This window comes from Paenibacillus sp. SRL342, assembly GCF_984798905.1.
In genome coordinates this window covers 44,076-64,900 of the sequence record NZ_OZ481791.1, presented here as the reverse complement: position 1 = coordinate 64,900, position 20,825 = coordinate 44,076, and the positions used below count along the sequence as shown (strand labels likewise).

Here is a 20,825-nt window from a genome sequence, read left to right as displayed (position 1 = left end):
TTTCATCGTATAGTTGTTCTCGCCTTTCTTCCCATAAAGAATGATTCAATGTCACCGATATCCTCTTCACGCAAAGTAAGGTTTCTCTTTTCTTCTAAATAAATCCAAAATAACCCATACTCCAATGCGGAGAATCGGTCTTTTTGTATCGATTTGGATACCTGTCTAACTTCGGTATTATTTCCTGACTGCTTGTAGTCCAAGTTCATAATCTCTTCTTGTAAGAAATCTGTCATTACAAATGGTCTTAGCAATTCGCTGTGCAACTCTACATCTTTCTTAGCACTTACTAATCTACCTTTAGCTTGAGATTCAGACTCCAAAAACTTAACTTGATTATTAGCCATCCATTGAATGAATAGATTATGAATATCACTTGCCTTAGTGTCTTTAGATTGAGATTTAATGGCAAAGACCATAGGAATGCTATTTGCAGTCTTATACTTCAAGTATCTCTCATCATTAACAACCTCATATGGAGGATTAGAGTCAATCTCCAGAACCAACTGATCGACTAGACCTTGACCTAAGCCATTGGCATCCACAACTAATATTCTTGCCCTAAAGTCATTCACTTTCTGTTTTAAAAAAGTAGCTTGTTGTCTAAAATGACTTCCCTCGAACGTGTAGATGTTGACTACATGTTTCGTGTACGTTCCATCACCTTTAGGTGTGATCTTAATGACTACTAAAGCCGACTGAGCATTTGCATTACCTTCTGACCTCGCTACGTCATAACTCAATACGTATTCAACATTCTTATCTTTTACAGCCTTCTCTTCAGCCTTATCGAGAACTCTAGCTTTACGAAATGTCTCAAGATCGACTAATGAATTTTCAGAACTTCCTGACCATACGCTCCCATACTCTCTTAAAAATGAAATAGGATTAAAGTTAGGTGACTCTTTTAGATCGTTAATATATGACAGTGACAGCAGTTTGAATCCTGACTTAGTTTCATATTTTGTAGCCATTTCGTAACTCGATCCAATAATGTACGCTGACTTCTCTGGAGGATCGGTCTTAGGGTTATATTTAACCATGTCATACATATATTCTTTAAGAAGGTTGAATGCGAATGATTGCTTAGTACCAGCAGTCGTTACAATAGTTATTTTTTTGTGGAGTTCATAAGGGTCTTCACCGCCCATAGCACTGTATCTTGTATTCGCCATAATCGGAAGTATAACTGTATTGAAACTCTCCTCATCAAATCGTTCATGAATAACCTCCTCTACTGATAAGCCTGTTCTACGTAACCCCCTCGAAGATTCAGAGTTTGCTACAACGTCAAGAACAGAACCGTTTCTAAAAAATAACTTAGTGTAATCTTTCTCAAATCTAATTCCTTTTTCTTTCAACTCATTCTTCAAAATCGGCATGAATCCCCAAATGGCTTCAATATTCTGTTGAGCAATTTGTGCCGCCATTTGCTTTTGTGGTGCAGTAATCATGATCTTTGCGTTAGGATATAAGATACATTCAATATACTTCCCAAGTATTTGAGTAAAAGATTTAGAACTACCGCGAGTATACGTTAGAAAAGTTTTACGATACCTGAACATAACCCTTAACATAATTCGCTGAAAGAGGAGAAGTTCAAATTTAGAGTCTTTGGGTAAAATAAAGTCAATAAAAAGATCAGGGTATGATCTAAATAAGGCTAAGTATTTTCTCCAGTCCTCAATGGTAGCTTCAAATGATCTTACTCTATCGTCAATCCTCATACCTCTTCACCTCTATCAGAAGCAAGTGTTCCGTTTGCCTTTTCAAGAGAATCATGAATATCATCTGGTAGTTCCATAAGTCTTTCGTGACCAACAATCTTTCTTGTGTAATTAAGATTTTCTAAAATGATCATATCTACTAAATCCATGCGTTCTTCAATTGGCTTAGGTTCTGTGTACCCTCGCTTCTCTACTTCCTCAAAAACAACACCAAACGATCTCATTCCCGATGCTTCATTAGCACTCTTTCTATCAATAGGACGAAAACCAGAGGATTGTAGAATTTTCTCATAGCGATCATTATAGTTCTTGAATGCGCCATCATCATCAGTTTCCAATGCTCTATCCATCTTAATTTGAAGCTTACACAGATAAATCAATTGCTTCTTCAACTCTGGAGCAACAACACCATTAATATTGTCCATTTCAGTGTAGAAGTCTTCCATCTGTAGGTACTCTCTATTGGTGAAGCCACCACCATATTTCAATGCGATCTGCTTGGTAAGTTTTATTGTTCCACCTTCGGTTTCCAGTTCCTCAATGTCGTCAATATCATCAAACTTATGCTTATATATATCTGTTTGATTTTCACCTTCAAAATCGCTGTCTGCCCAACTTGATGTCTTATATTGCTGTAGAGAGTTAATCATACGGAAGTATGAACCAACTGTGTCGCTATCGTTATCTTCTGCTGATTTCCAAACCTTTGCTATAAATGGTTTGTCAATCCGCTGTAATGTCGTTTTAACAGATTCGATATTATTTTCATCGATCATATCTTTAAGACATTTTTTACATACTGGTACATGTCCATCGAACATAATGGAATTGGATGTATAAAAATCACTCACCAATCTGCTTTTTTGACATTCCCCTTTACATTGTTTTCTTAGTGCCATTCATTCACCCTCTCTCTAAAAGTCAAAATAAATAAATGACCACTAACAAGGAGTTAGCGGTCATTTATTTTAATACTCATTAATAAATCCTGTAATAACTTGATCACCTGCAAGACGAGAAATCTTTACACCTTCATCAAAAACCAACTTTTCATCACATCTAAACTTGTACAAATCTGAAGCAGGAATAATCTTTTCGTAACCAGTCCAATCAATATATTGTTGTGCAGAGTGCGGAACAACAACATAAAAATCATACTGTATAGCAAAGTCAATTAATGCAGTTGTCTTACCTACACCTCTTAAATATCTATCAGTATGAATTGGCTCCCGTTTTATTGCCGCTTCTTTGAGTGCCTCAATAATTTGATTTGTCAATAAGGGGATTTCTAGTTCGTCTCTTAAGTTCATTTAAATCACCATACTTTCTTGAGTTTTTAAACATTTTGCAAATCAATTCGCTTAATGTCGATCTCATCAAACGAATTTACGATAATCACTCCTTGTGATGCGTTGGATAAGAATTTACCTTTCACTCCATAGTTGTTAGCGCCCATCAATGAGCCAACATAAGCTTCGTATTTGTTCTGACCAACCTCATTAACCGAAAAATGATGCAAGTGTCCCATTGCTAAAACATTATAGACAGTGTTGTCGATGTCAGCATGGCTAGCAAGTTTCTTATTCCCCTTCTCATTATCTCCATGAACAAACTTGAAATTGTATTCATTAAGATAGAATGAAGTGCTGTAGTTGATATTATCAACTTCAACATAAGTAATACGATCAGCTTTCGCATTTTGAATAAAATCATTAATCATGTAGTTGATTACAAAGATTGTAGAATCTCCATCAATATTGTCGTTTTTGTCTCCATTCATTCGGTCATGATTGCCACCAATACCGCGATATGTGACATTAAAGTCTTTTGAAAGATTAACAATAAAGTTTCGAATCAACTCATATGCTTTGACAATTTGCATTGCTAGTGGAAATTCTGCTTCGTGGGCTTGATTGACTTTACGCATGGATACATGTTCAGTCATATCACCCATGCACACAACATTGATTTCTGTAATATCTTCATCACGCGCAATCTTCTTGACGCGAGAAAGATACTTCTTCACACGTTTCTGAGCGATCTCATAATTAAAGTTGTTGCCTTTTACATTATCTACTGTTGCCCCAATATGCCAATCAGACAACATTACCACCATTTTTCCTTCATCAACAATCGGGAGCCTTTCTTGATAAACAAAACTTGGAATAACCTCGTTAAGTTCTTTCAACAATGTATTATGAACCTGTTCGGCAATCACACCAAATAAAGTTAATTCACGCTTCAACTTGCCAAGCTTCAAGCTTTCCATCTGCACCTCACGTTTGGTGTAGTACATCTCCCCTACTGCTTCTTTAATAGAACTCAGTTTGGAATCCGCAACAAGATCAGCTTGCTTTACACGAGTGTCGATTGTCCCATTGTCAGTCTGAAATTTCTTAATCATTTGACGATAGTTTTCAGACACTTCGCTATCTTCAAAATTTTCTTTCCTCATTAGACGTTCATGCTCTGTCCAGTTACAACGATATGAAGGTGATGCCATTTGAAGTTCTCTTTTGATTTTTGTAGCAGTATCAAGATGCTCTTGACTAACTGTTACTATTTCACCTTCTTTATTGGTGTATGATCTCATCTTATTCACCTTCCAGCTTGTCTTTCATGCTGGCAGTGATAGACATCTCTTTCCCATTGTACTCATTAAGGATTTCAGCAAGATCATGAACAACCTCTTCTCCAGTCTCAGCATCCAACACCTCAACAACCTTCATATCTTCAAGATTTAAATAACCTTTAACTGCGTGACTAAGTGTACGTGTAGATTTTGGTTCTTTCGCCATATTGAACATCTCCTTTTATCTCATGTATGAAACTATTTCATATTAATTCATATATTTTCGTAGTTTACAGTAATGTACGATACATTTTTAAACAGTTTCGTTCAATTTCTTACCTATCTCTAATCCCATGCTGTATCCATGCTTATAGCCTTCGTTGTAGATTTCTGCGTGTTTTGCTTTCTCCGCATCTCTAATGTGCTTTGGCTTTTTACGATCCTTCCTAACTTTTTCCTTCATAAAAGAAGTCACCTCCATGAATTTAAAAATCCTTATACAACAAAAAGGGCAAGTCACCCTATGAAAAGTGACTTGCCCTTTTTGAAATTTATTAAGCCTTGACTGCGTTTTTGAGAGTTGCTTTAACACTTGCATTAACTTTGCGTGTAGCTTCTTTAGCCAGTGTTTCACCAGTCTGTGGATTACGTACTGTACGTGCGGAAACTGGAGTTACTTTGAAAGATACGATACCATTGAAGTCCAAAGACTCATAGTCTTCAAGTGTTGGAACTACTTTCAAGATGTGATCCAATACCGAGTTAACTGTTTCACCTGCGGATTTAATTGTTACACCATGTACCTCTGCATACGAACGAATAAATTGATCTTTTTTCATTTTAAAACATCTCCTTTTATCTCTTATATTATTTTGAGTTCCATTAAACCTATACTTTCTTTGGCTTCCTTTCACTCCTACATAACTAATAATGTTTTGCACCAGACATTTTATGCTTTTTTGGCAACCACATCATTTTGGTACTTTTCTTTCCTACATTTTTTGCATACATTCCTTAAACCTGACTTCGATCTCTTGTTTGGGTTGAAGTATTTCTTCGTTAGTAGATAATTCACTTTGCAACAGTTACAAGTTTTATACTCACCTCGAATGGCGTATGTATATACCCAATCTTCTCGTTGTTGCTTATATGTTTCTACAATCATGTTTGGGATCGTTTCTCTTGTCATCTTACTAAGTCTAGGCTTTGTCATCTTAAGATCGTACTTCTCAATTAAACCTTCTATCATTTCGTCATGCGATCTTCCTTCTACCTTCCACACAAAAATATCCTTCATATATCCTGTAATATCCGACTTCTCAACTAAATCTTCAAAGGCTAAGATGATAATCTTCATATACCCAAAGGTATCATCGTAAGATGTTTCTTTGAGATCGGCGTAATCTTCAACTAGGACTCTAATGATCTCTGGGTCGTCAAATCTAATGAATGACAATTGGTTGAAATCTGGCTCAGACTTGCAGATGCTCTGGAATCTAATATATCCTTTCAAATCGTTCTTCATTGCAATCTCATCTTTTTGGATATCAGTTCTGATCCACTTAAGCTTTTTAACTTCTGTTAAAGTCATTTTGTTGCCATTTGTATCTTGACCAGATTTGATCATCTCTGTCATCTTTTCAATCGTCTTTCCTGTTTCCTCCAACTCAGGATACTCTGCTCTATCCTTATCGTTAACTTTGATCTTCGGCGTTTTGATGATTGATCTGTTTGTCTCTTTTCTAACCTCTTTGAATTTGATAACCTTCTCTATAGAAGCTTCTCTGCTGTTGTTTCTTTTTTGACGATAATCAGTAATGGTATCTTCGCTTGCGTCAAGGTCTTTCGCATATAATAGGTAACTAGCCAAACTTTCCAAGTCCTTAGCTACCCTTGTGTTCTCACTCAAAACCCCTTGTTGACTAACATGCGGATTATAATGGTTCGTATAATACTCGACTAATTCATCGTCATTTTCTTCTATGATTCTATTTACCAGACTCATTCTTTCTTCAATAGAGTCAATATTATAATTCAAGCTATCAGACATTTTCTTCATATATTGAGTCACCCCTTCGGTGTTGTTTCGTTTCTATATTTATAATTATAGTACTTTCTTGAGTTACCGCAAACTCCCCCTATACTACTTTTTTTATAAAAAAAATCCTGCTATTTTTTCAAATAGTAGGATTCATATAGTTAAGCTACCTTCAACATATCTGGCAAGAACGTCTGTCTTTCGGTGGACTTGTTAGTCTCCACAGCATGTTTAAGCGCCTTAAGTTCTATTGGCATGAACAAGTATTCAACAGCCCTTGTCATTGCTGTATAAGCCAACTGACGATTCAACAGTACATACGATGAGTAATCCATTGCGAACACAACATATCTCCATTGACTACCTTGACTCTTATGAACTGTGATCGCGTATGCCAAGTCAACTTGAGACATTTCGGATTTGGTGAGTCTGATTTCGCCAATACCCTCAAAATCGACTATTACTTCCCCTACTATCTCTCCATCTACGACTGCTGTTGAGTCAATATATTTGATAATTCCAATAGTACCATTCCAGAGTTGCTTATTGTAGTTGTTACCATTCTGAATGATCTTATCTCCTTCGATGAAGGTTACATTCTTTCTCTCAATCTTATTGAGGGGATCAACATCTTCTGGATTCTGATTAAATATCTTCTGGCAAGTTTCATTAATACTCTTAGCGCAATTCACACCTCTGGTCTTCATTGGTACGATAATTTGGAAGTCTAAGATATCTCCTTTAAACTTCTTGGCTAGGCTGATTACTCGTTTGAATACATCATCACTATTATCATATCCATATGTCCAAAGGTCTTGCAGTTCACCATGCTTACTTAACCCCATCTCCGCTGTGCCAATGAACTTTCTGCCTTCTCTTATCATGTTTGCACACGAAAGGATTCCTGATCTTTGAGCCTGTCTATGTACAATAGTCAGTTCTACCTTCGGAACCATGTTACTTGCTAGTAGATCAACCAACACATTTCCTACGCCAATAGGCTCCAATTGTGCTGTATCTCCTGTTATAATCAGCTTTGCACCGTCTTTGATCGCCCTCATTACATAGTAGAAGAGTTCTGAGTTAACCATTGACGCTTCATCTAGAATAATAATATCTTTCTGTAAGTGATTGTTTTCATCAAACGCCCATCCCATCTGAGGATTGTATCCGTAAAGCCTGTGTATAGTGTACGAGTCGAGTCCTGTCGATTCTTGAATACGTTGACTTGCCTTGCCTGAAAGTGCGCATGTGGCGTATTCTAAGCCCTCTACTGACCTCAACACCTTAACGATACCTTTAATTACTGATGTTTTACCTGTACCAGCTTTACCGTTAACAATAAGGATGTTGTGCTCAATGGCAAGATAAATAGCTTTCTTTTGTTCTTCTGTAAAGGGAAAACCCTGTTCTAACTCAACGCCTTGGATAATATCCTCAATGTCTTTAATTTGATATGCGAATTTAGCAGACAATAAACGAACAACATTGTCTTTAATTCCAGACTCGTATTTGTGATACTCTCTCAAGTAAATTAGATTATCGTCAATCGTATACTTTCTATTGACTGCTTCTTCTAGTAATGCTTCTTTAATTACCTTAATCTTTAACCCCAACAACTTAATTGACTCGTTTATTAATCGAGTTAACTTCATCCAGCAATGTCCATTACCCGACTCTTCATTTAGAATATATTCAGCACATGAAGTGATCCTATGTTTAGACTCCGGCTCCACTCCCATATTTAATGCCATCTCATCGACTTTCTTGAACCCAAACCCATCTACTTCTGTAAGGATGTAAGGATTAGTTGTGATCTTGTCAATTAAAATATCTGGTGAACCGTATTTTTCAGACAGTCTCTTAACCGCAGTATAAGGAATTCCGTATTCTCCAGATAACTTTATGATCGCTCTTTGGTATTTCTCGTTCTCAGCCACTTTGTTTTTGATGGCTTGAAGTTTAGATTCACCAATTCCTTTTACGATACTCAAGTCAACTTTATCTTCCTTGATCAAATCGACTAGATTATTGTTTGGATAAGCATTCGTGAGAGCCTTCACTTGAAATTCACTTAATATGGTTGATAAGAATACAATCTGTTCTTCTTTCGTTGAATACATTTTCATATATATCAGACCGTTAAATACCTCGTATCCTAATCCATGTTTTGGGTCTTTCTTTCTGACGACAGAAGCAATATATGTCTTGCCTATCTTTAGGTCAGGCATACCTCCCTTTAATGTTATATTGCCAAAAGAGTTTGTCTGTATCTTATCTCTGCTCTCTGTGCTTACCACATTTACTGCGAATATTCCAAAGTCATCATATTCAGCCTGTGGCCTAGGGTAAAGTCTTCGCTCTGGCGTGATCGTTACTTCAAAAGCTTCTTCTGTCATATCATACCTCCTAATTATAGTATTCTCATTATAGTACTTTCTTGAGTTCTTAACAAGTTTTTATTAACGGTATGAAATATTTTCGTATATTACATAATTGTTCAGTATTGTTTTATATAATACTGTATTTTTCTTAATATTTCATATAGTATCGTATAGTACGGAACTTTTTGTTGACACACTATTTTTCAAAGTATATTATTATCACATAACAGTTATGTGAAACGGAGATGATTTGAATGAGTAGTTTGGCAGTAGTTAATTTTGATAAAGTAGCATATACATATGATCACAAGTTTGTTTCTTACTTCGAAGAGTTCATTAGGGGGCAACGCTCTAGTAATACTGCTGATGCATATCGCACAGACATTAGACAATTTTTCAAATTTGTCTTTAACAAGGAAATCGAATATGTAACTATCGAAGATGTTAAATCTTTAACGAGTCTTGAAGCTATGAAGTATCACAATCACCTGAAAGACAAAGATTTGAAGAACGCATCTATCAAGCGTAAAGTTGAATCTGTAGGTAGCTTTCTTGACTCATTGAAAGTTGACCATCAAACAATCAATAACAATATCTTTGACAATTTAAAAATTGATAAAGTTGAACTGGATCGCAAAGGCTACGGAAACTTAGAGTGGGATGAAGCTTTTCTGTTTATCGAGTATGCTTTCATCGAACAAATGGCTGGAAATCAAATGTCTATGCTATTGAAGTTGGCATGTATCTCTTCTATTAGATTAGAAGCCCTACTCTCTCTAACTTGGGAAGATTTTAGAGTGAAAAATGAAAAGGGTGTATTCGTCAACTACATTGATATGGTCGATAAAGGCTCCAGACATGAAACACCTATTTCGGAAAAACTGTTCAATGAGTTGCAAGTTATGCTAGGAACAGAAGGGAAATTGTTCCCTAACTTGTACAAACATAAAGTTGGAAAGTATATTCAGGAGATCGTTACGTACTTCGAAATTGATCCGAAGAGAAACATTAAGTTTCATAGCTTTAAAAAATGTGGAGTAAATAGAGTACTAGATAGAACAGGAGATTTAACGAAGGCACAACTACAGGGAAAACACAAGTCTATTGTTACTACACAAACTAATTATATTGCTCTAACAGATGATTTGACGTTGAAACCATCATATACACTCGATCAAGACGTTAATGTTATTGATGTAGTTAAAGGTTTATCACATGAAGAATTAATGAGAGCAATAGTTCAATTGAGTAATAGCGCACAATATGAATTGGTTAGAATTATTGAAAAGGGGTAAGTTTAAAAAGTGGAAAACCTAAAAGTAAGGAATTTTGCACGCTTTATAATTAGTTGTTTTATATATTATATTATATATATTATAATTCTATTTATAAAGGGGGCAAAATTCCTTACTATTGGGTTTTCCACTTTTATTATAGTGCTGTAGAAAGTACCGTCTTCAATTCTGACGGCTTTTAAGACCCCTCAGATCGATTTTCAATTCACACCCTCCAACGACTAGTCTAATGTCCTCCGATCTGATCTACCCCTATCTGCGTTCGTCAGAGAGGTGGTCAGATGACTATGTACCATCGTTACAGACAGAACTCATCCAACAGAGTAAAATTTCTGGGTCTTATTGTTAAGTGTTACAGTTGTACTTTCAACTAAATTCAGTAGTTCAAGTCTTGCCATATAAGACTTTATAGTTCTCTCGCTACACCCTACCACCTTAGCAAGATCAATATTTGTGATCCTATACCCTTCAGGGAACCTGTCACACATCATACTGATGTACCCATATATATACAATCCAACATGTCCGAGTTTAATATCAGTCATTATTGTTGCGAAATCATATACATCCAACTTATGTGTATTTTGAAATGAATAGTATGTTCCAGTGTAATCTTCCCCATCAAACCTTACTAAAGCCTTAACTGGCTCCTTTATTGTCAGTCTAGGGCTATGTGTAAGCTGAAGATCAGGTATATTCTTTCTTAACTCTTTTATGAAACCAAATTCAAGCGTCCCATCATTCATGTAAAGTGCTATAGGGTAATCTGTAGTGGACTTTGTGTAATCTATCTCATCCAATAATCCATTTGATTTAGTAATATAAGAAATGGAGGATTTGTCGCTTGTGATTATGTTGATGATATTTTGTTGACTGTAATTTTTAATTTCATTTCCATATGCGGCATTTCTATATAAATAACATATTAAATAGTAATATGCATATCCAAAGCATTTGTGATTGAAGCTTTTAAAACCTGCTTGATCAAAGTCCTCAAATATTTCATTCGGCATCTGAATATTCACAGAGTCTTTAATATTCAACCACGATAATAGTGATTGTTTATCCAAATCCATTTCCCTCCCTTCAGCATTAGGTGTATATTGTACTTTCTACCGTACCTATAGTCAATCTAAAAGTAAGGAATTTTTCCATACGGTTAATTAAACTCATACAATATCGTATTACACGATATGTTATCGTAATGTTTCTTATTGTATTGTACTATATCGTAAAGTATCATGAAGAATCGTAGAGTATCGTAATATACGATACACTAACTCACAAAATTTCGTACAGTATAAGATTGTACGAAACTATTGCAAACTGCTAGAATAATGTGGTATTCTTATATATAGATAGAGAACACACAAAACTATATATAATCGAAAGGATGATCGTCAGTGGCAGAAACTACAGTTAGAAAAAGAGCACCAAGAACTCAAGCAGAACAACCAAAACAGGAGGTAGTCATACCAACCCCTCTTCCACTTGTCGAAGAGACTCCTGAGTCTACATACTGTGTACTTGCTGTCGATAATGGCGGCTGGAACATCAAAATCTTGGCTGACTACATGGATGAGCCTGTTAGCATCCTTTCCCATAAAGGATACGGAAAAGATATGGGCGTATTCTCTAATTACCCTATCCCTAACGATGGACAGTCCTACATCCTTGAAATCGACACTAAAATAATCTTTACAGGTCAGTTGATCATGAATGCTAGAGGTAAAATGAATCCATTCGTTGATGATAAGAGTGCTGACACATTTATATATTCAACACTTCTCGCATGTGCGTTGTATGGGGCTGATTATATCGACCTTGTAACCACTATCCCCTACAATCGATATAGAGAGACAGATGATGACGAAAAAATCAAAAATATTTTGCTTGGGGAACATACTATTAAAGTGAATCGTGAAGTTTACACCTTTACCATCTCCAATGTATTAGTAACCCCTGAAGGTATGATTGCCGCTAACTTCTTGAAGCCTGAAGGACTTACAAGACTTATAGATTTAGCATCTCGTACAGTTGGTTTTGCAAGTACCCTTTATATCGATGGTCAAGCGATCCCTATTCCTGACGAAAGCGGAACTATTGAGCGTGAAGGACTTAATTTTAAAGAAATTACAAGTTGGGAAGCTTACGTTTCAAATATCATGTATGACTTGCAACGTTTATGGAAGACCGATGATAGAGTAATCGCTTTTGGTGGTGGTGCTCTTGTAGAAGACCTCATTGCAGAGTTGAGGAAATACTTCCCTAAACTTGAGGTTGCTGAAGACCCAGTGTTCGTACAAGTGAGAGGTATGTTGGCGGCTGGTATCGAAATCTTCGGGCAAGAGGATGATTCAGATGAAGAAGAGTGATCGCAAAGCCAAGTGGAGAAATGTATCCATCACTTCTCACAATGTAGATGAATACCTCGAAGACTTGCGCAATGATACAAAAGGACAATTCATCAATCAAGGAGTTTCTATCAACAAAGATGATCCTTATCAAATGGGATTGTTAAGACTAGCTTTATTGGAGCCGCAATCATTTAGCGGCTTCATGAAGCAACTATTAGCAGACCATTTTTATAAAGATGATACTCCAACATTCATTCCGCAAACAATACCCTCTCCACCTCCAACAAAAGTTGAGGTTCAGCCCTCTGTTCAAGAGTTTTATGGGCATAATCACGACTTCTCTTCCATCCCTTCGTCTTCATCGGAGCAGAAGAGTCCAGTGATTGATGTTACCGAAGTGATAGAGAGCGGAGTTAAGCAAGTAGTCGAATCCGAACAACCAATTAAAAAGCCAAAACAAAGATCAGCGGCAACCAAGACAACTGCTGGCAAGAAGACAAATCCACTCTTAGCCAAGTAAAAAACATTGAAAATACCCTCTGCTTCTCTTAAGTAGAGGGTAATATTTTACTGTAATAGTTTCGTACTCTATCGTATTATACCGTATAATTTAAAACGTTTCGCATTGATTCGTATACTATCGTACTATACGACACAATATCGTTTAGTACTGTATAGTTTCGTATTGTACGGTACGAAAAATAGTTTTTTTGTTGCTATTTACACCATTTTTAGCCTGTGTTATTGTTAAAAGTGAGTAAGACGTTAAAATTTATGTAATTTTGATCGACTGATCTGACAGATCGGTTAGTTAATCCAACCATATTTGACGGTGAGGTGATCTATGTCTGCTCCCCCGTATGATGTTAGCGGCTTTCTATATAGCGGAATAAAATCCGAAATAGATAGGCTTATTTCAGTACACGAAAAGAACAAATGGGATGATTTGGATAGCACCAAATATTTAAGTCTGATTATTGCTGTAGATTGGTATGCTGAAAATTGCTTACTAGATTCTCAGCTTATTAAGGATGAATTAAAAGTTTTAAGCGATAAGATCGAAGGCTTATATTTCATTTACGATGCTCGCAAATATCATCGATTTACAATGAGAAGTCATATATCAAACAAAATAATCGAAGAATATAGTCTACTCATAGATCGCAGTGAACAATTGGAGTATGTATGGGATATTGAGTTAAATAAAATCATAAAATTTAATGGTCACTACTTAAAGATTGTGGAAATTTACGAGGGCATCAATCTGAAATATGGAAGATTTGTTGCAGAGACATTGAGTCTCGAAGAATTGATTCAATATAAGAAGAATAAGGATATAACAATAAAATAGACTGGAGGATATTAGGCAAAAAATTAACCCCCATCGTGCGCCAACACGATTGGAGGTCAGATAGGTCTTGCGGGTTCTCAGGCCCATATATAACAAAATCACACAAAACTACGTAAAGGTTATTTTAACCTTCTCGTCAGTTTCAATTTCCTATACTCATTATAGCAATTGTGTGATTCAAAATCAACTATTTTGGTTTAATTTCTTAGAAAAAATTTACTTTCGTACAATACGAAACATTTTAAATAGTACGAAACTATAAGAAATTATACAAAATAGTACGATAATTTGTTATATTCACGCTCGGAATACGTTTAATTCATATGATATTGTACGAAACAGTACGACATTTTACTGTATTTTACGATATTATTGCGTATTTTAAGCGTAAAATGATCAAAAATATCTAAAAATTCGAATAAATTGATCATTTACTGCCTATTTGATGATTTTTAAGCCTGATTACACTTATATGAGCAAAAATCGGAAGATAACAACCCAAGAGTTTGAATATTTGACTCAACTGCCCCATTATGCCACCAAATCCAATGAGGATCGCTATAAGACCATTAAAAACTCTTTACTCACCTCTATCGAAGGTGTATTCGCTGATCGCTGGTTTAACCTTAAGCTAAAGACTAGAGAAGCTATTGAATACATTACTTTCCTGTCCATCGAAAGAGGATTTCTCTATGCAAGCCCTGCCCACATCTCCGAGAAGTATGAAATAGCCAGATCAACTGTTTATGATGCCCTCAAACAGTTGCGTAATGAAGGTATTCTAGTTAAAGCCAATAGATGCTCCAAGAAGCAAAATGGTTTAGGGTGTGCTATGCATTTCTTTACTACTCATCCATATTTCGCACATATTAATGACTACTTAAATCTACAATGGAAAGCTGAAGAGAAAGCTAATCGGAAAGCTGAAAACGCTGATACCCCTTGTGTGGCAAGCGATTCAGGCGATAAAAATGACTCTACCTTATCTTTACCATTTCAAGACCTTAAAGATATAGATTTACATACTAATGTTCCTGAGATTCATTCAGAGAAAACAAATGTAATAAAATACGTTCCAAAGGAGATTAATGCATTATATGCAAACATCTTCGATTTTAGACTACGCTCTATCTGGCAAAAGGTTACTCAATCCATTAAAGCTATTAAAACAGTCGCTATGGATCGCTCTGATCTTCTCCAGATCGGAATCAAAGTATGCAGAAGAATTCATCAAATCTGGAAAGACAAGATAAATCATGACCAAGAGATGACTATTGATGAGATGTGCGCTTTTGCTTACAAAGCAACTAGAGATATGTATTATAGCGACTTAGCTAATGAGTATATGCAAAATTTCAACGCTGAAGAGAATATTGCTATTGGAGATGCTATTCGTGCCATTCCTGATCTGGAGGAAATCTATGTGAGCACTCATAGCAACTGGGATCAAAAGTCTGTCATTGATCATGTAATGCTATGTATTGAGTTGTTACATAGCGATCTGAGCGATGTTTCTATGAGCATGATTCGCAATAATTACATGAGGTATTCTGGAATTATGTCTAGCGGCTATAGCAATGCTACGATGTGCTCTTAGTGCTATAGCAGATTAGCAGGATCATTGTAGCGTCTTGATCTAGGGATCTATTATCATTATTGCCCATCATCTATCAGTTTATACATCGTGATAATGTCTAAATCATAGAGTGTATCGTTGCTCTCAGTTATTTGATAGTGTTCGTTGTGCTATGGGTACTGATATTGCGTCAGAACGCCTGTGATAGACCCCTGCTCGACTATAGGTGGAATCGGTATATAGTTGCTAGATTTACGAGAGAGCCTTATCGTAGCTACGAGAGTGTCCGTGGCTCGTAAAATGAGGTCGGAAGTCTGGATTGTAGTGATAGGGGTTCGACCACTGGTAAATTTTGTAATTTGACTGTAAACCCACCCCCACCCTTGTCAAGTCTTTTCACATAATTGATGTTATGTGTAAAGTGGTCATGTTCGGCCTGTCGTTATGTGAATTGGAATCTGTTACCAAATGAAATGTTGCACTGAGGAAACATTTTTGCTTCTAAGAAAAATTTATGTAGCATGTCAAAATATTTTTTGGATTCATGACTTTTGCGTGTAATCAAGAATGTTGCCCTAGTGCAAAACTCTTTCTTTGAGGAAAGATATTCGGGTCGGCTTGCCCTGAACACGACATGCGGGGCAGATCGTATCTACAACCAAGACCACGACCACGACCACACCTCATCACGCTTTCTATGGTACTTTCTAAGGCTCTTAGCCTTCTGCCCTTACTCTAGTATTCACTATGTCCTGAAACGCTCTTAGTATCGAATTCGACAAAATTGGACGAGAATGTCAATTCTGCTTAAATCCGAACATTATCCCTATTCTAATTGTGAACGTTCGTACAAATTTGTAGCGAAAACTTAAAGAAAAGTGTGTACTTTCTTGAGCACCTATGGTATATTATATGTAGGGGTTAGGACAACCTAACAACTCAAAGCAACAGCGTACTGTAACCATGCAACATTGTATTGTTCGGACTCACAAAATAAACAGAAAGGGGAACACAATCATGACACTTCAAAACCAAATGGAAATGCTTTATCAGCAACGTAACGAACAACGCAAACAGCAAGTTAAACGCGAACGTACTATCATCATCAAAGGCGTGGTAATCACTCCTAAAGAGATCGTAAAACTGCAACACATTAATACACTGGTAGGATAAGCAATACACGCAAGACGCTTTTGAGGGAAAGCGATAAACCATAACAAAAGGGGATAATTCAAATGATCACAAACAAATCAGCGTTCTTTAAATCAGTTAACATGGTAGCATCCAAGATGGAAGGACATAGATCCGCAAAGATGAAACTCGCATACGCGATTGTATCCGAATGCCGCATGAGTGACGTTAACACACTGTTTGACCGCAATACAATGACTACATTGGTTAAATTGGTTGTATCATCTGGCATAACAATGGAATCCGCTAAGGAACCAAAGAAAGTAGCACAACCTAAAAAGAAAAAGAAGAAGAACGCTATACGTCTTGCCAAAAAGACATATACATATAAGGCACGTACTGTAAAGCCTAAAACAGCACTAGAAGTGCCAGTATACACAGGCTTGGATTTCTTAGAAGGTACATTTACACAATCACAAATTGAAACTATGGACGCTATTATCAAATTCGAATTAAAGATGCCTACCAAAACATTTTGCGAACGCTTTGAGCATGGCATGAATGCACTGCATACAGCTACAACTATTGAAGAACTACAATACATCTTTATTGCCTTTCTAGGAACTGGGCACATTGAACGTACTATCAATAAGTTTATGACATACGGCGTAGGCTACAAAAAGCGTACTAGTGCAAAAACACTTGCTAAACACAACGTTGAAAATACGATGTCATACCAAAAAGCACCTAGTAGCGCGGGTATGATCAATGAGAATCAATTTTCTAAAGATGATGTACATCAACAATTGATAGGCGATGCAATTGATCCTAAATTGAACTTTGGTACTGAAACATTTGAATCAGTTCAAAATTACTTCTATACAGTCTATTGCAGAATCTCCAATGTGATTCAAGTATTCACGCGAAAATCTGTCAATGAAAAGAAGTCTAAAGAGGAACAAAAACAAGCACAAATGATAGAAGCTATGGAAGATAGCACAATTCAGGACGCTATACAATTAGCAGAAGAAATGGGTATTTTCTCAGACGCTGAAATGGACATCATTAGAATGAGACTTGCAGGATTCAAAAAGAATGAGATTGATACAATGGTAGGCAAACGCACTGATCGCACTTTTAATAAGTTGAAAGAACTTTACAGCCAAGCAGTATAAAAAAGATCATATAGGCGTGTGATCTCATACGCCTTCCATATAAGTATATATGAACAAACCAAACCAACATAAATGGAGGAAACAACCATGACACTAACTAAACAAACAAAATCACAAGTCCGCGCCGCTATTCGCAATAATGGAAAGTGGGAAGGTCACATCATACCTTGCAAAATGAACCCTGAAAGCGTATGGGGTGCACCTTATATCATCATTGATAGTCCCGATGAATACACCGATCTGGAGACATTCGAACAGAAAATCAATGCTTTCGAATACTACAACTGTAACAATGAAGTAGGCACATATACAGCTTTCTACACTAAAACTAAAGGGGATAACTAATCATGATTAAAAAACTAACATACGCGTTCATTCTCACAATCGCGCTATTCATAACAGCAAACAACACTCAGGCAGATGCATACACCACAACCAATGATCAAGGACATGTAACAGATGTACGCAAGATCCAACATGCATCATATAGCGAACGAGAAAATGTATTCTATGTCTATTCAGAAGAAGATACAAAAGGTACATCATGGGTTATGGACTTTAAACCATTGAAAGGCGAATCACTCAAAGAGTTTAAAAAACGTGTCATAGGCTCTTATCTGATTGTTAAGTATACGCCTAATGCAGATCCAGACCAAGAAGAATCGATCATCGGTAAATATATTTGGAAGGCAGGTAAATAATATGTATGCATCTAGACCAATGGTAGTTGGCGATATAAGACATGTAGTGACTCATATGTGGGTAGCATATAAAGGCGACAAGTCCATGAAACAATGGATACGACTCAAAGCCACACAACAAGCCATTAAAGCGAACTTTATTCCATACACAGAATACTTGCCACATACAGAATGGGAAATGGCATACGACCATGAACATAGGGAGATATGCATATACGCTGTATTGGAAGAAGATCCGCATGAAGAGATAGTCATACGAGCTAACAAAAGTGTGGAAATGTTAGGTGAAAATCTTAGAAAAGCAGGATTAACTTTAGTGGTGTCAAAAGCAAGAACAAGCGCACTGTAACAAGTGCGCTTTTCGTTTGTCCTTAAAATGTCATACAAAATATTTTCGCTTTGTGTGTGATTTTAAAGTCAAACCATATAATATAGTATGAGGGAATATATAAGGAATGGGGATAACGAGCAATGACAATTGTATATCATGGAAGCAAACAGAATTTTGACCGCTTCGACTATAAACACATGGGACTGAATGGAACCGCTGAGGGTTTCGGATTCTACTTCACTGACAGCAAACAGATTGCCAGCGGATACGCTCATGAGGGCTTTCTATATACGGTTGAATTTATAGGCACTAAGCCACTATGCTTTGACGCTAAAACCATCACAAAAGCACAATTGAGACGTTTTCTAAAGCGATTGGATGAAACAGGGCAATTCCTCGCGAACTACGGGGAAACTGAATTCGAAGGATTTAATAAAGTGTTGAATGAAGCTGTGAACAGTATATACGAATGGTCAGACGATGACGTGGAAATGATATGCGGGATATGCAACGCCTATGGTGGCAAGGAAGAACCATTGCAAGAATTGTATAAGCTGTTCGGTTATGACAGTATTGCAGTCCAAGCGGAATGGGGAACCGAGCCGCACAAAATCTATATTGCAACTGTTCATGAGTCATACAATATTGTAAATGTAGAAAAATTCAATACAGATGTGTGATTTTATAGTTAAATCATATAATATATATTGAGGGAAAGAAACATTTAAGGGGAAGGGTGGATAAATATGAACATTGTAAGTGCAAGCTTTATAAGTGGCAAGGGTAGCGTTACATACAAGGACGGAACAACTGAGAATATGACATATGAAGAATACATCATAAAGAAACGCGACTTCTCTTACACTTCTATTGCACAATTAACTAGATTTTTAGACAGCAAAAATGCCTTTTACAGTGCTGGACACAAAAGACCAATCCATACAGTGACAGTTTTACGAGATATGACAATATTTGACTTGTCCAGTCACGACATCCTTACAAAAGAGGAGCATAATAAAGTCGCAAAACTTTTAGTTAGATATCAACGTTTTTATAACTACTGCAAAGAGATTGCGCCACAATGGAAAGAAGTAGACAGAATTCACTTTGCAGACAATTCAATCGAAGCAATACAAGAAAACAAATATGGAGAACAACGCCGTGTCATGGTGACCGCTCCGCATGGTGATGCAAGCTATTGATATTATTTTGAATGGAACACACATCAAATTCAATTTGGTGTGTGTTTTTGTGCATGAATCATATAAGTATACATGAGGTGAAAGAGTGAGACTTTTCAAACTGTTCATACGTAAACCAAAACAAAAGGCTCAATACATCACAACTGAACAACTAGCAGACGCATTAAAATTTTACCTATTCAAATAGAGGGGATGATATTATGCGAAACCTTAAACAGAAAGTTGATATGTATTTTGAATTGGATGGCAATCCAAGCGGACAACTATTGTATTATGGTATGATCGGATCAATGGCATTGATCATGGTTGCAGGAACATTGAGTAATATTTTTTCAAACTAATGTGTGATTCACATAGGAACTCATATAAGTATATACGAACAAAAAACATAACGAATGGGGATATGAAAAAATGTCGAATGAAATTAAAATCTATGTTGCTAACCTTGGAAAATATAACGAAGGTCATCTTGTAGGTGAATGGTTCACATTGCCACATGATTTGGATGAAATTCGTGTTGCTATTGGTGTTGCTCATTACGATGAGAATGGCGAATTTATTCCATACGTTGAAAGTCCAGATGGTTTTACAATGTATGAAGAATGGGCAATCCATGACTACGAAGCACCTTTTGAGATCAAAGAGTATACAAGTATTGAAAAACTGAATGAAATTGCAGAAGCAATGGAGAAATTAGATGAAGACCAAATAGATGCTGTAGTTGCAATGGTAGACAATGGTGTTTCTGATGACATTTTGTCAGCAATCGAAGATTTAGATAACGTGATATACTTTCATGATTGCAAAGATATGTCAGACGTTGCCTATCAATGGTATGAACAAAATCATGATTTGGAATCAATACCAAGTGAACTAAGAAACGCAATCGATTGGGAAAGCGTTGGCGAGTCTATGGATTCTAGCGGTTCATACTATTCAATTTCCGACACTGTATATATTGAATATATAGGATAACAGATCAAAG

The 20,825-nt window shown here is 36.4% G+C and carries 24 protein-coding genes; 14 read left to right on the top strand and 10 right to left on the bottom strand.

The annotated features are described in order from the left end of the window. Positions 1 to 2: 2 nt before the first annotated feature. From AC4E8D_RS32420 to AC4E8D_RS32380, 9 genes are all read right to left on the bottom strand, one after another. Positions 3 to 1,454, bottom strand: coding sequence for a DNA-packaging protein (locus AC4E8D_RS32420; RefSeq protein ID WP_490206725.1), 1,452 nt, complete (start codon positions 1,452 to 1,454; stop codon positions 3 to 5). 269 nt (positions 1,455 to 1,723) lie between these two features. Further along, the gene (locus AC4E8D_RS32415) at positions 1,724 to 2,626 is read right to left on the bottom strand and encodes a hypothetical protein (protein ID WP_490206724.1); all 903 of its coding nucleotides are present in this window, start codon (positions 2,624 to 2,626) and stop codon (positions 1,724 to 1,726) included. A 69-nt stretch (positions 2,627 to 2,695) separates the two neighbouring features. After that, positions 2,696 to 3,037 (bottom strand): hypothetical protein, encoded by a 342-nt coding sequence (locus tag AC4E8D_RS32410; protein ID WP_490206723.1) that lies wholly within the window; start codon positions 3,035 to 3,037, stop codon positions 2,696 to 2,698. Between the two features lie 26 nt (positions 3,038 to 3,063). Further along, positions 3,064 to 4,320: a hypothetical protein gene (locus tag AC4E8D_RS32405; RefSeq protein WP_490206722.1), complete on the bottom strand. Its 1,257-nt coding sequence runs from the start codon at positions 4,318 to 4,320 to the stop codon at positions 3,064 to 3,066. A gap of 1 nt (position 4,321) precedes the next feature. After that, on the bottom strand, positions 4,322 to 4,525 hold the full coding sequence (locus AC4E8D_RS32400) for a YonK family protein (protein WP_490206721.1): 204 nt from the start codon (positions 4,523 to 4,525) through the stop codon (positions 4,322 to 4,324). 87 nt (positions 4,526 to 4,612) lie between these two features. Further along, the gene (locus AC4E8D_RS32395; RefSeq protein WP_490206720.1) at positions 4,613 to 4,762 is read right to left on the bottom strand and encodes a hypothetical protein; all 150 of its coding nucleotides are present in this window, start codon (positions 4,760 to 4,762) and stop codon (positions 4,613 to 4,615) included. Positions 4,763 to 4,853: 91 nt separating this feature from the next. Continuing rightward, positions 4,854 to 5,138 carry an HU family DNA-binding protein gene (locus AC4E8D_RS32390; protein WP_490206719.1) on the bottom strand — a complete coding sequence of 95 codons (285 nt, stop codon included), beginning with the start codon at positions 5,136 to 5,138 and terminating at the stop codon, positions 4,854 to 4,856. Positions 5,139 to 5,248: 110 nt separating this feature from the next. Further along, positions 5,249 to 6,358, bottom strand: coding sequence for a hypothetical protein (locus AC4E8D_RS32385; protein ID WP_490206718.1), 1,110 nt, complete (start codon positions 6,356 to 6,358; stop codon positions 5,249 to 5,251). 140 nt (positions 6,359 to 6,498) lie between these two features. Then, positions 6,499 to 8,736, bottom strand: coding sequence for an AAA family ATPase (locus AC4E8D_RS32380; RefSeq protein WP_490206717.1), 2,238 nt, complete (start codon positions 8,734 to 8,736; stop codon positions 6,499 to 6,501). A gap of 239 nt (positions 8,737 to 8,975) precedes the next feature. Between AC4E8D_RS32380 and AC4E8D_RS32375 the strand changes: the two genes are divergently transcribed. Beyond that, on the top strand, positions 8,976 to 10,016 hold the full coding sequence (locus AC4E8D_RS32375) for a tyrosine-type recombinase/integrase (RefSeq protein WP_490206716.1): 1,041 nt from the start codon (positions 8,976 to 8,978) through the stop codon (positions 10,014 to 10,016). 311 nt (positions 10,017 to 10,327) lie between these two features. On the opposite strand, the gene AC4E8D_RS32370 is transcribed toward AC4E8D_RS32375, so the two are convergent. Continuing rightward, on the bottom strand, positions 10,328 to 11,086 hold the full coding sequence (locus AC4E8D_RS32370; protein ID WP_490206715.1) for a hypothetical protein: 759 nt from the start codon (positions 11,084 to 11,086) through the stop codon (positions 10,328 to 10,330). Between the two features lie 333 nt (positions 11,087 to 11,419). Here AC4E8D_RS32370 and AC4E8D_RS32365 point away from each other — a divergent pair, with 333 nt between their 5' ends. The 13 genes from AC4E8D_RS32365 to AC4E8D_RS32305 all read left to right on the top strand — a co-directional run bounded on the left by AC4E8D_RS32365 (position 11,420) and on the right by AC4E8D_RS32305 (position 20,815). Then, a complete protein-coding gene (locus tag AC4E8D_RS32365; protein ID WP_490206714.1) occupies positions 11,420 to 12,391 on the top strand; it encodes a ParM/StbA family protein in 972 nt (323 codons plus the stop codon). Then, the gene (locus AC4E8D_RS32360) at positions 12,378 to 12,893 is read left to right on the top strand and encodes a hypothetical protein (RefSeq protein ID WP_490206713.1); all 516 of its coding nucleotides are present in this window, start codon (positions 12,378 to 12,380) and stop codon (positions 12,891 to 12,893) included. Before AC4E8D_RS32365 ends, AC4E8D_RS32360 begins: the two co-directional genes overlap by 14 nt. 324 nt (positions 12,894 to 13,217) lie before the next feature. Next, positions 13,218 to 13,724: a hypothetical protein gene (locus AC4E8D_RS32355; RefSeq protein ID WP_490206712.1), complete on the top strand. Its 507-nt coding sequence runs from the start codon at positions 13,218 to 13,220 to the stop codon at positions 13,722 to 13,724. A gap of 442 nt (positions 13,725 to 14,166) precedes the next feature. After that, entirely contained in the window at positions 14,167 to 15,321 is a 1,155-nt protein-coding gene (locus AC4E8D_RS32350) for a hypothetical protein (RefSeq protein WP_490206711.1), read from the top strand. A gap of 996 nt (positions 15,322 to 16,317) precedes the next feature. Further along, complete coding sequence (locus AC4E8D_RS32345; RefSeq protein WP_490206710.1) at positions 16,318 to 16,473, top strand: hypothetical protein; 156 nt, start codon at positions 16,318 to 16,320, stop codon at positions 16,471 to 16,473. 176 nt (positions 16,474 to 16,649) lie between these two features. After that, positions 16,650 to 17,606, top strand: a complete 957-nt coding sequence (locus AC4E8D_RS32340; RefSeq protein ID WP_490206709.1) for a hypothetical protein — start codon at positions 16,650 to 16,652, stop codon at positions 17,604 to 17,606. An 87-nt stretch (positions 17,607 to 17,693) separates the two neighbouring features. After that, positions 17,694 to 17,951 carry a hypothetical protein gene (locus tag AC4E8D_RS32335; protein WP_490206708.1) on the top strand — a complete coding sequence of 86 codons (258 nt, stop codon included), beginning with the start codon at positions 17,694 to 17,696 and terminating at the stop codon, positions 17,949 to 17,951. 2 nt (positions 17,952 to 17,953) lie between these two features. Beyond that, positions 17,954 to 18,307: a hypothetical protein gene (locus AC4E8D_RS32330; RefSeq protein WP_490206707.1), complete on the top strand. Its 354-nt coding sequence runs from the start codon at positions 17,954 to 17,956 to the stop codon at positions 18,305 to 18,307. Positions 18,308 to 18,392: 85 nt separating this feature from the next. Next, positions 18,393 to 18,656 carry a hypothetical protein gene (locus AC4E8D_RS32325; protein ID WP_490206706.1) on the top strand — a complete coding sequence of 88 codons (264 nt, stop codon included), beginning with the start codon at positions 18,393 to 18,395 and terminating at the stop codon, positions 18,654 to 18,656. 122 nt (positions 18,657 to 18,778) lie between these two features. Beyond that, entirely contained in the window at positions 18,779 to 19,318 is a 540-nt protein-coding gene (locus AC4E8D_RS32320) for an ADP-ribosyltransferase-containing protein (protein ID WP_490206705.1), read from the top strand. Between the two features lie 66 nt (positions 19,319 to 19,384). Beyond that, positions 19,385 to 19,840, top strand: coding sequence for a hypothetical protein (locus tag AC4E8D_RS32315; protein ID WP_490206704.1), 456 nt, complete (start codon positions 19,385 to 19,387; stop codon positions 19,838 to 19,840). Positions 19,841 to 20,040: 200 nt separating this feature from the next. Further along, a complete protein-coding gene (locus AC4E8D_RS32310; RefSeq protein WP_490206703.1) occupies positions 20,041 to 20,181 on the top strand; it encodes a hypothetical protein in 141 nt (46 codons plus the stop codon). 70 nt (positions 20,182 to 20,251) lie between these two features. Next, positions 20,252 to 20,815 carry an antirestriction protein ArdA gene (locus AC4E8D_RS32305; RefSeq protein ID WP_490206702.1) on the top strand — a complete coding sequence of 188 codons (564 nt, stop codon included), beginning with the start codon at positions 20,252 to 20,254 and terminating at the stop codon, positions 20,813 to 20,815. Positions 20,816 to 20,825 lie beyond the last annotated feature (10 nt).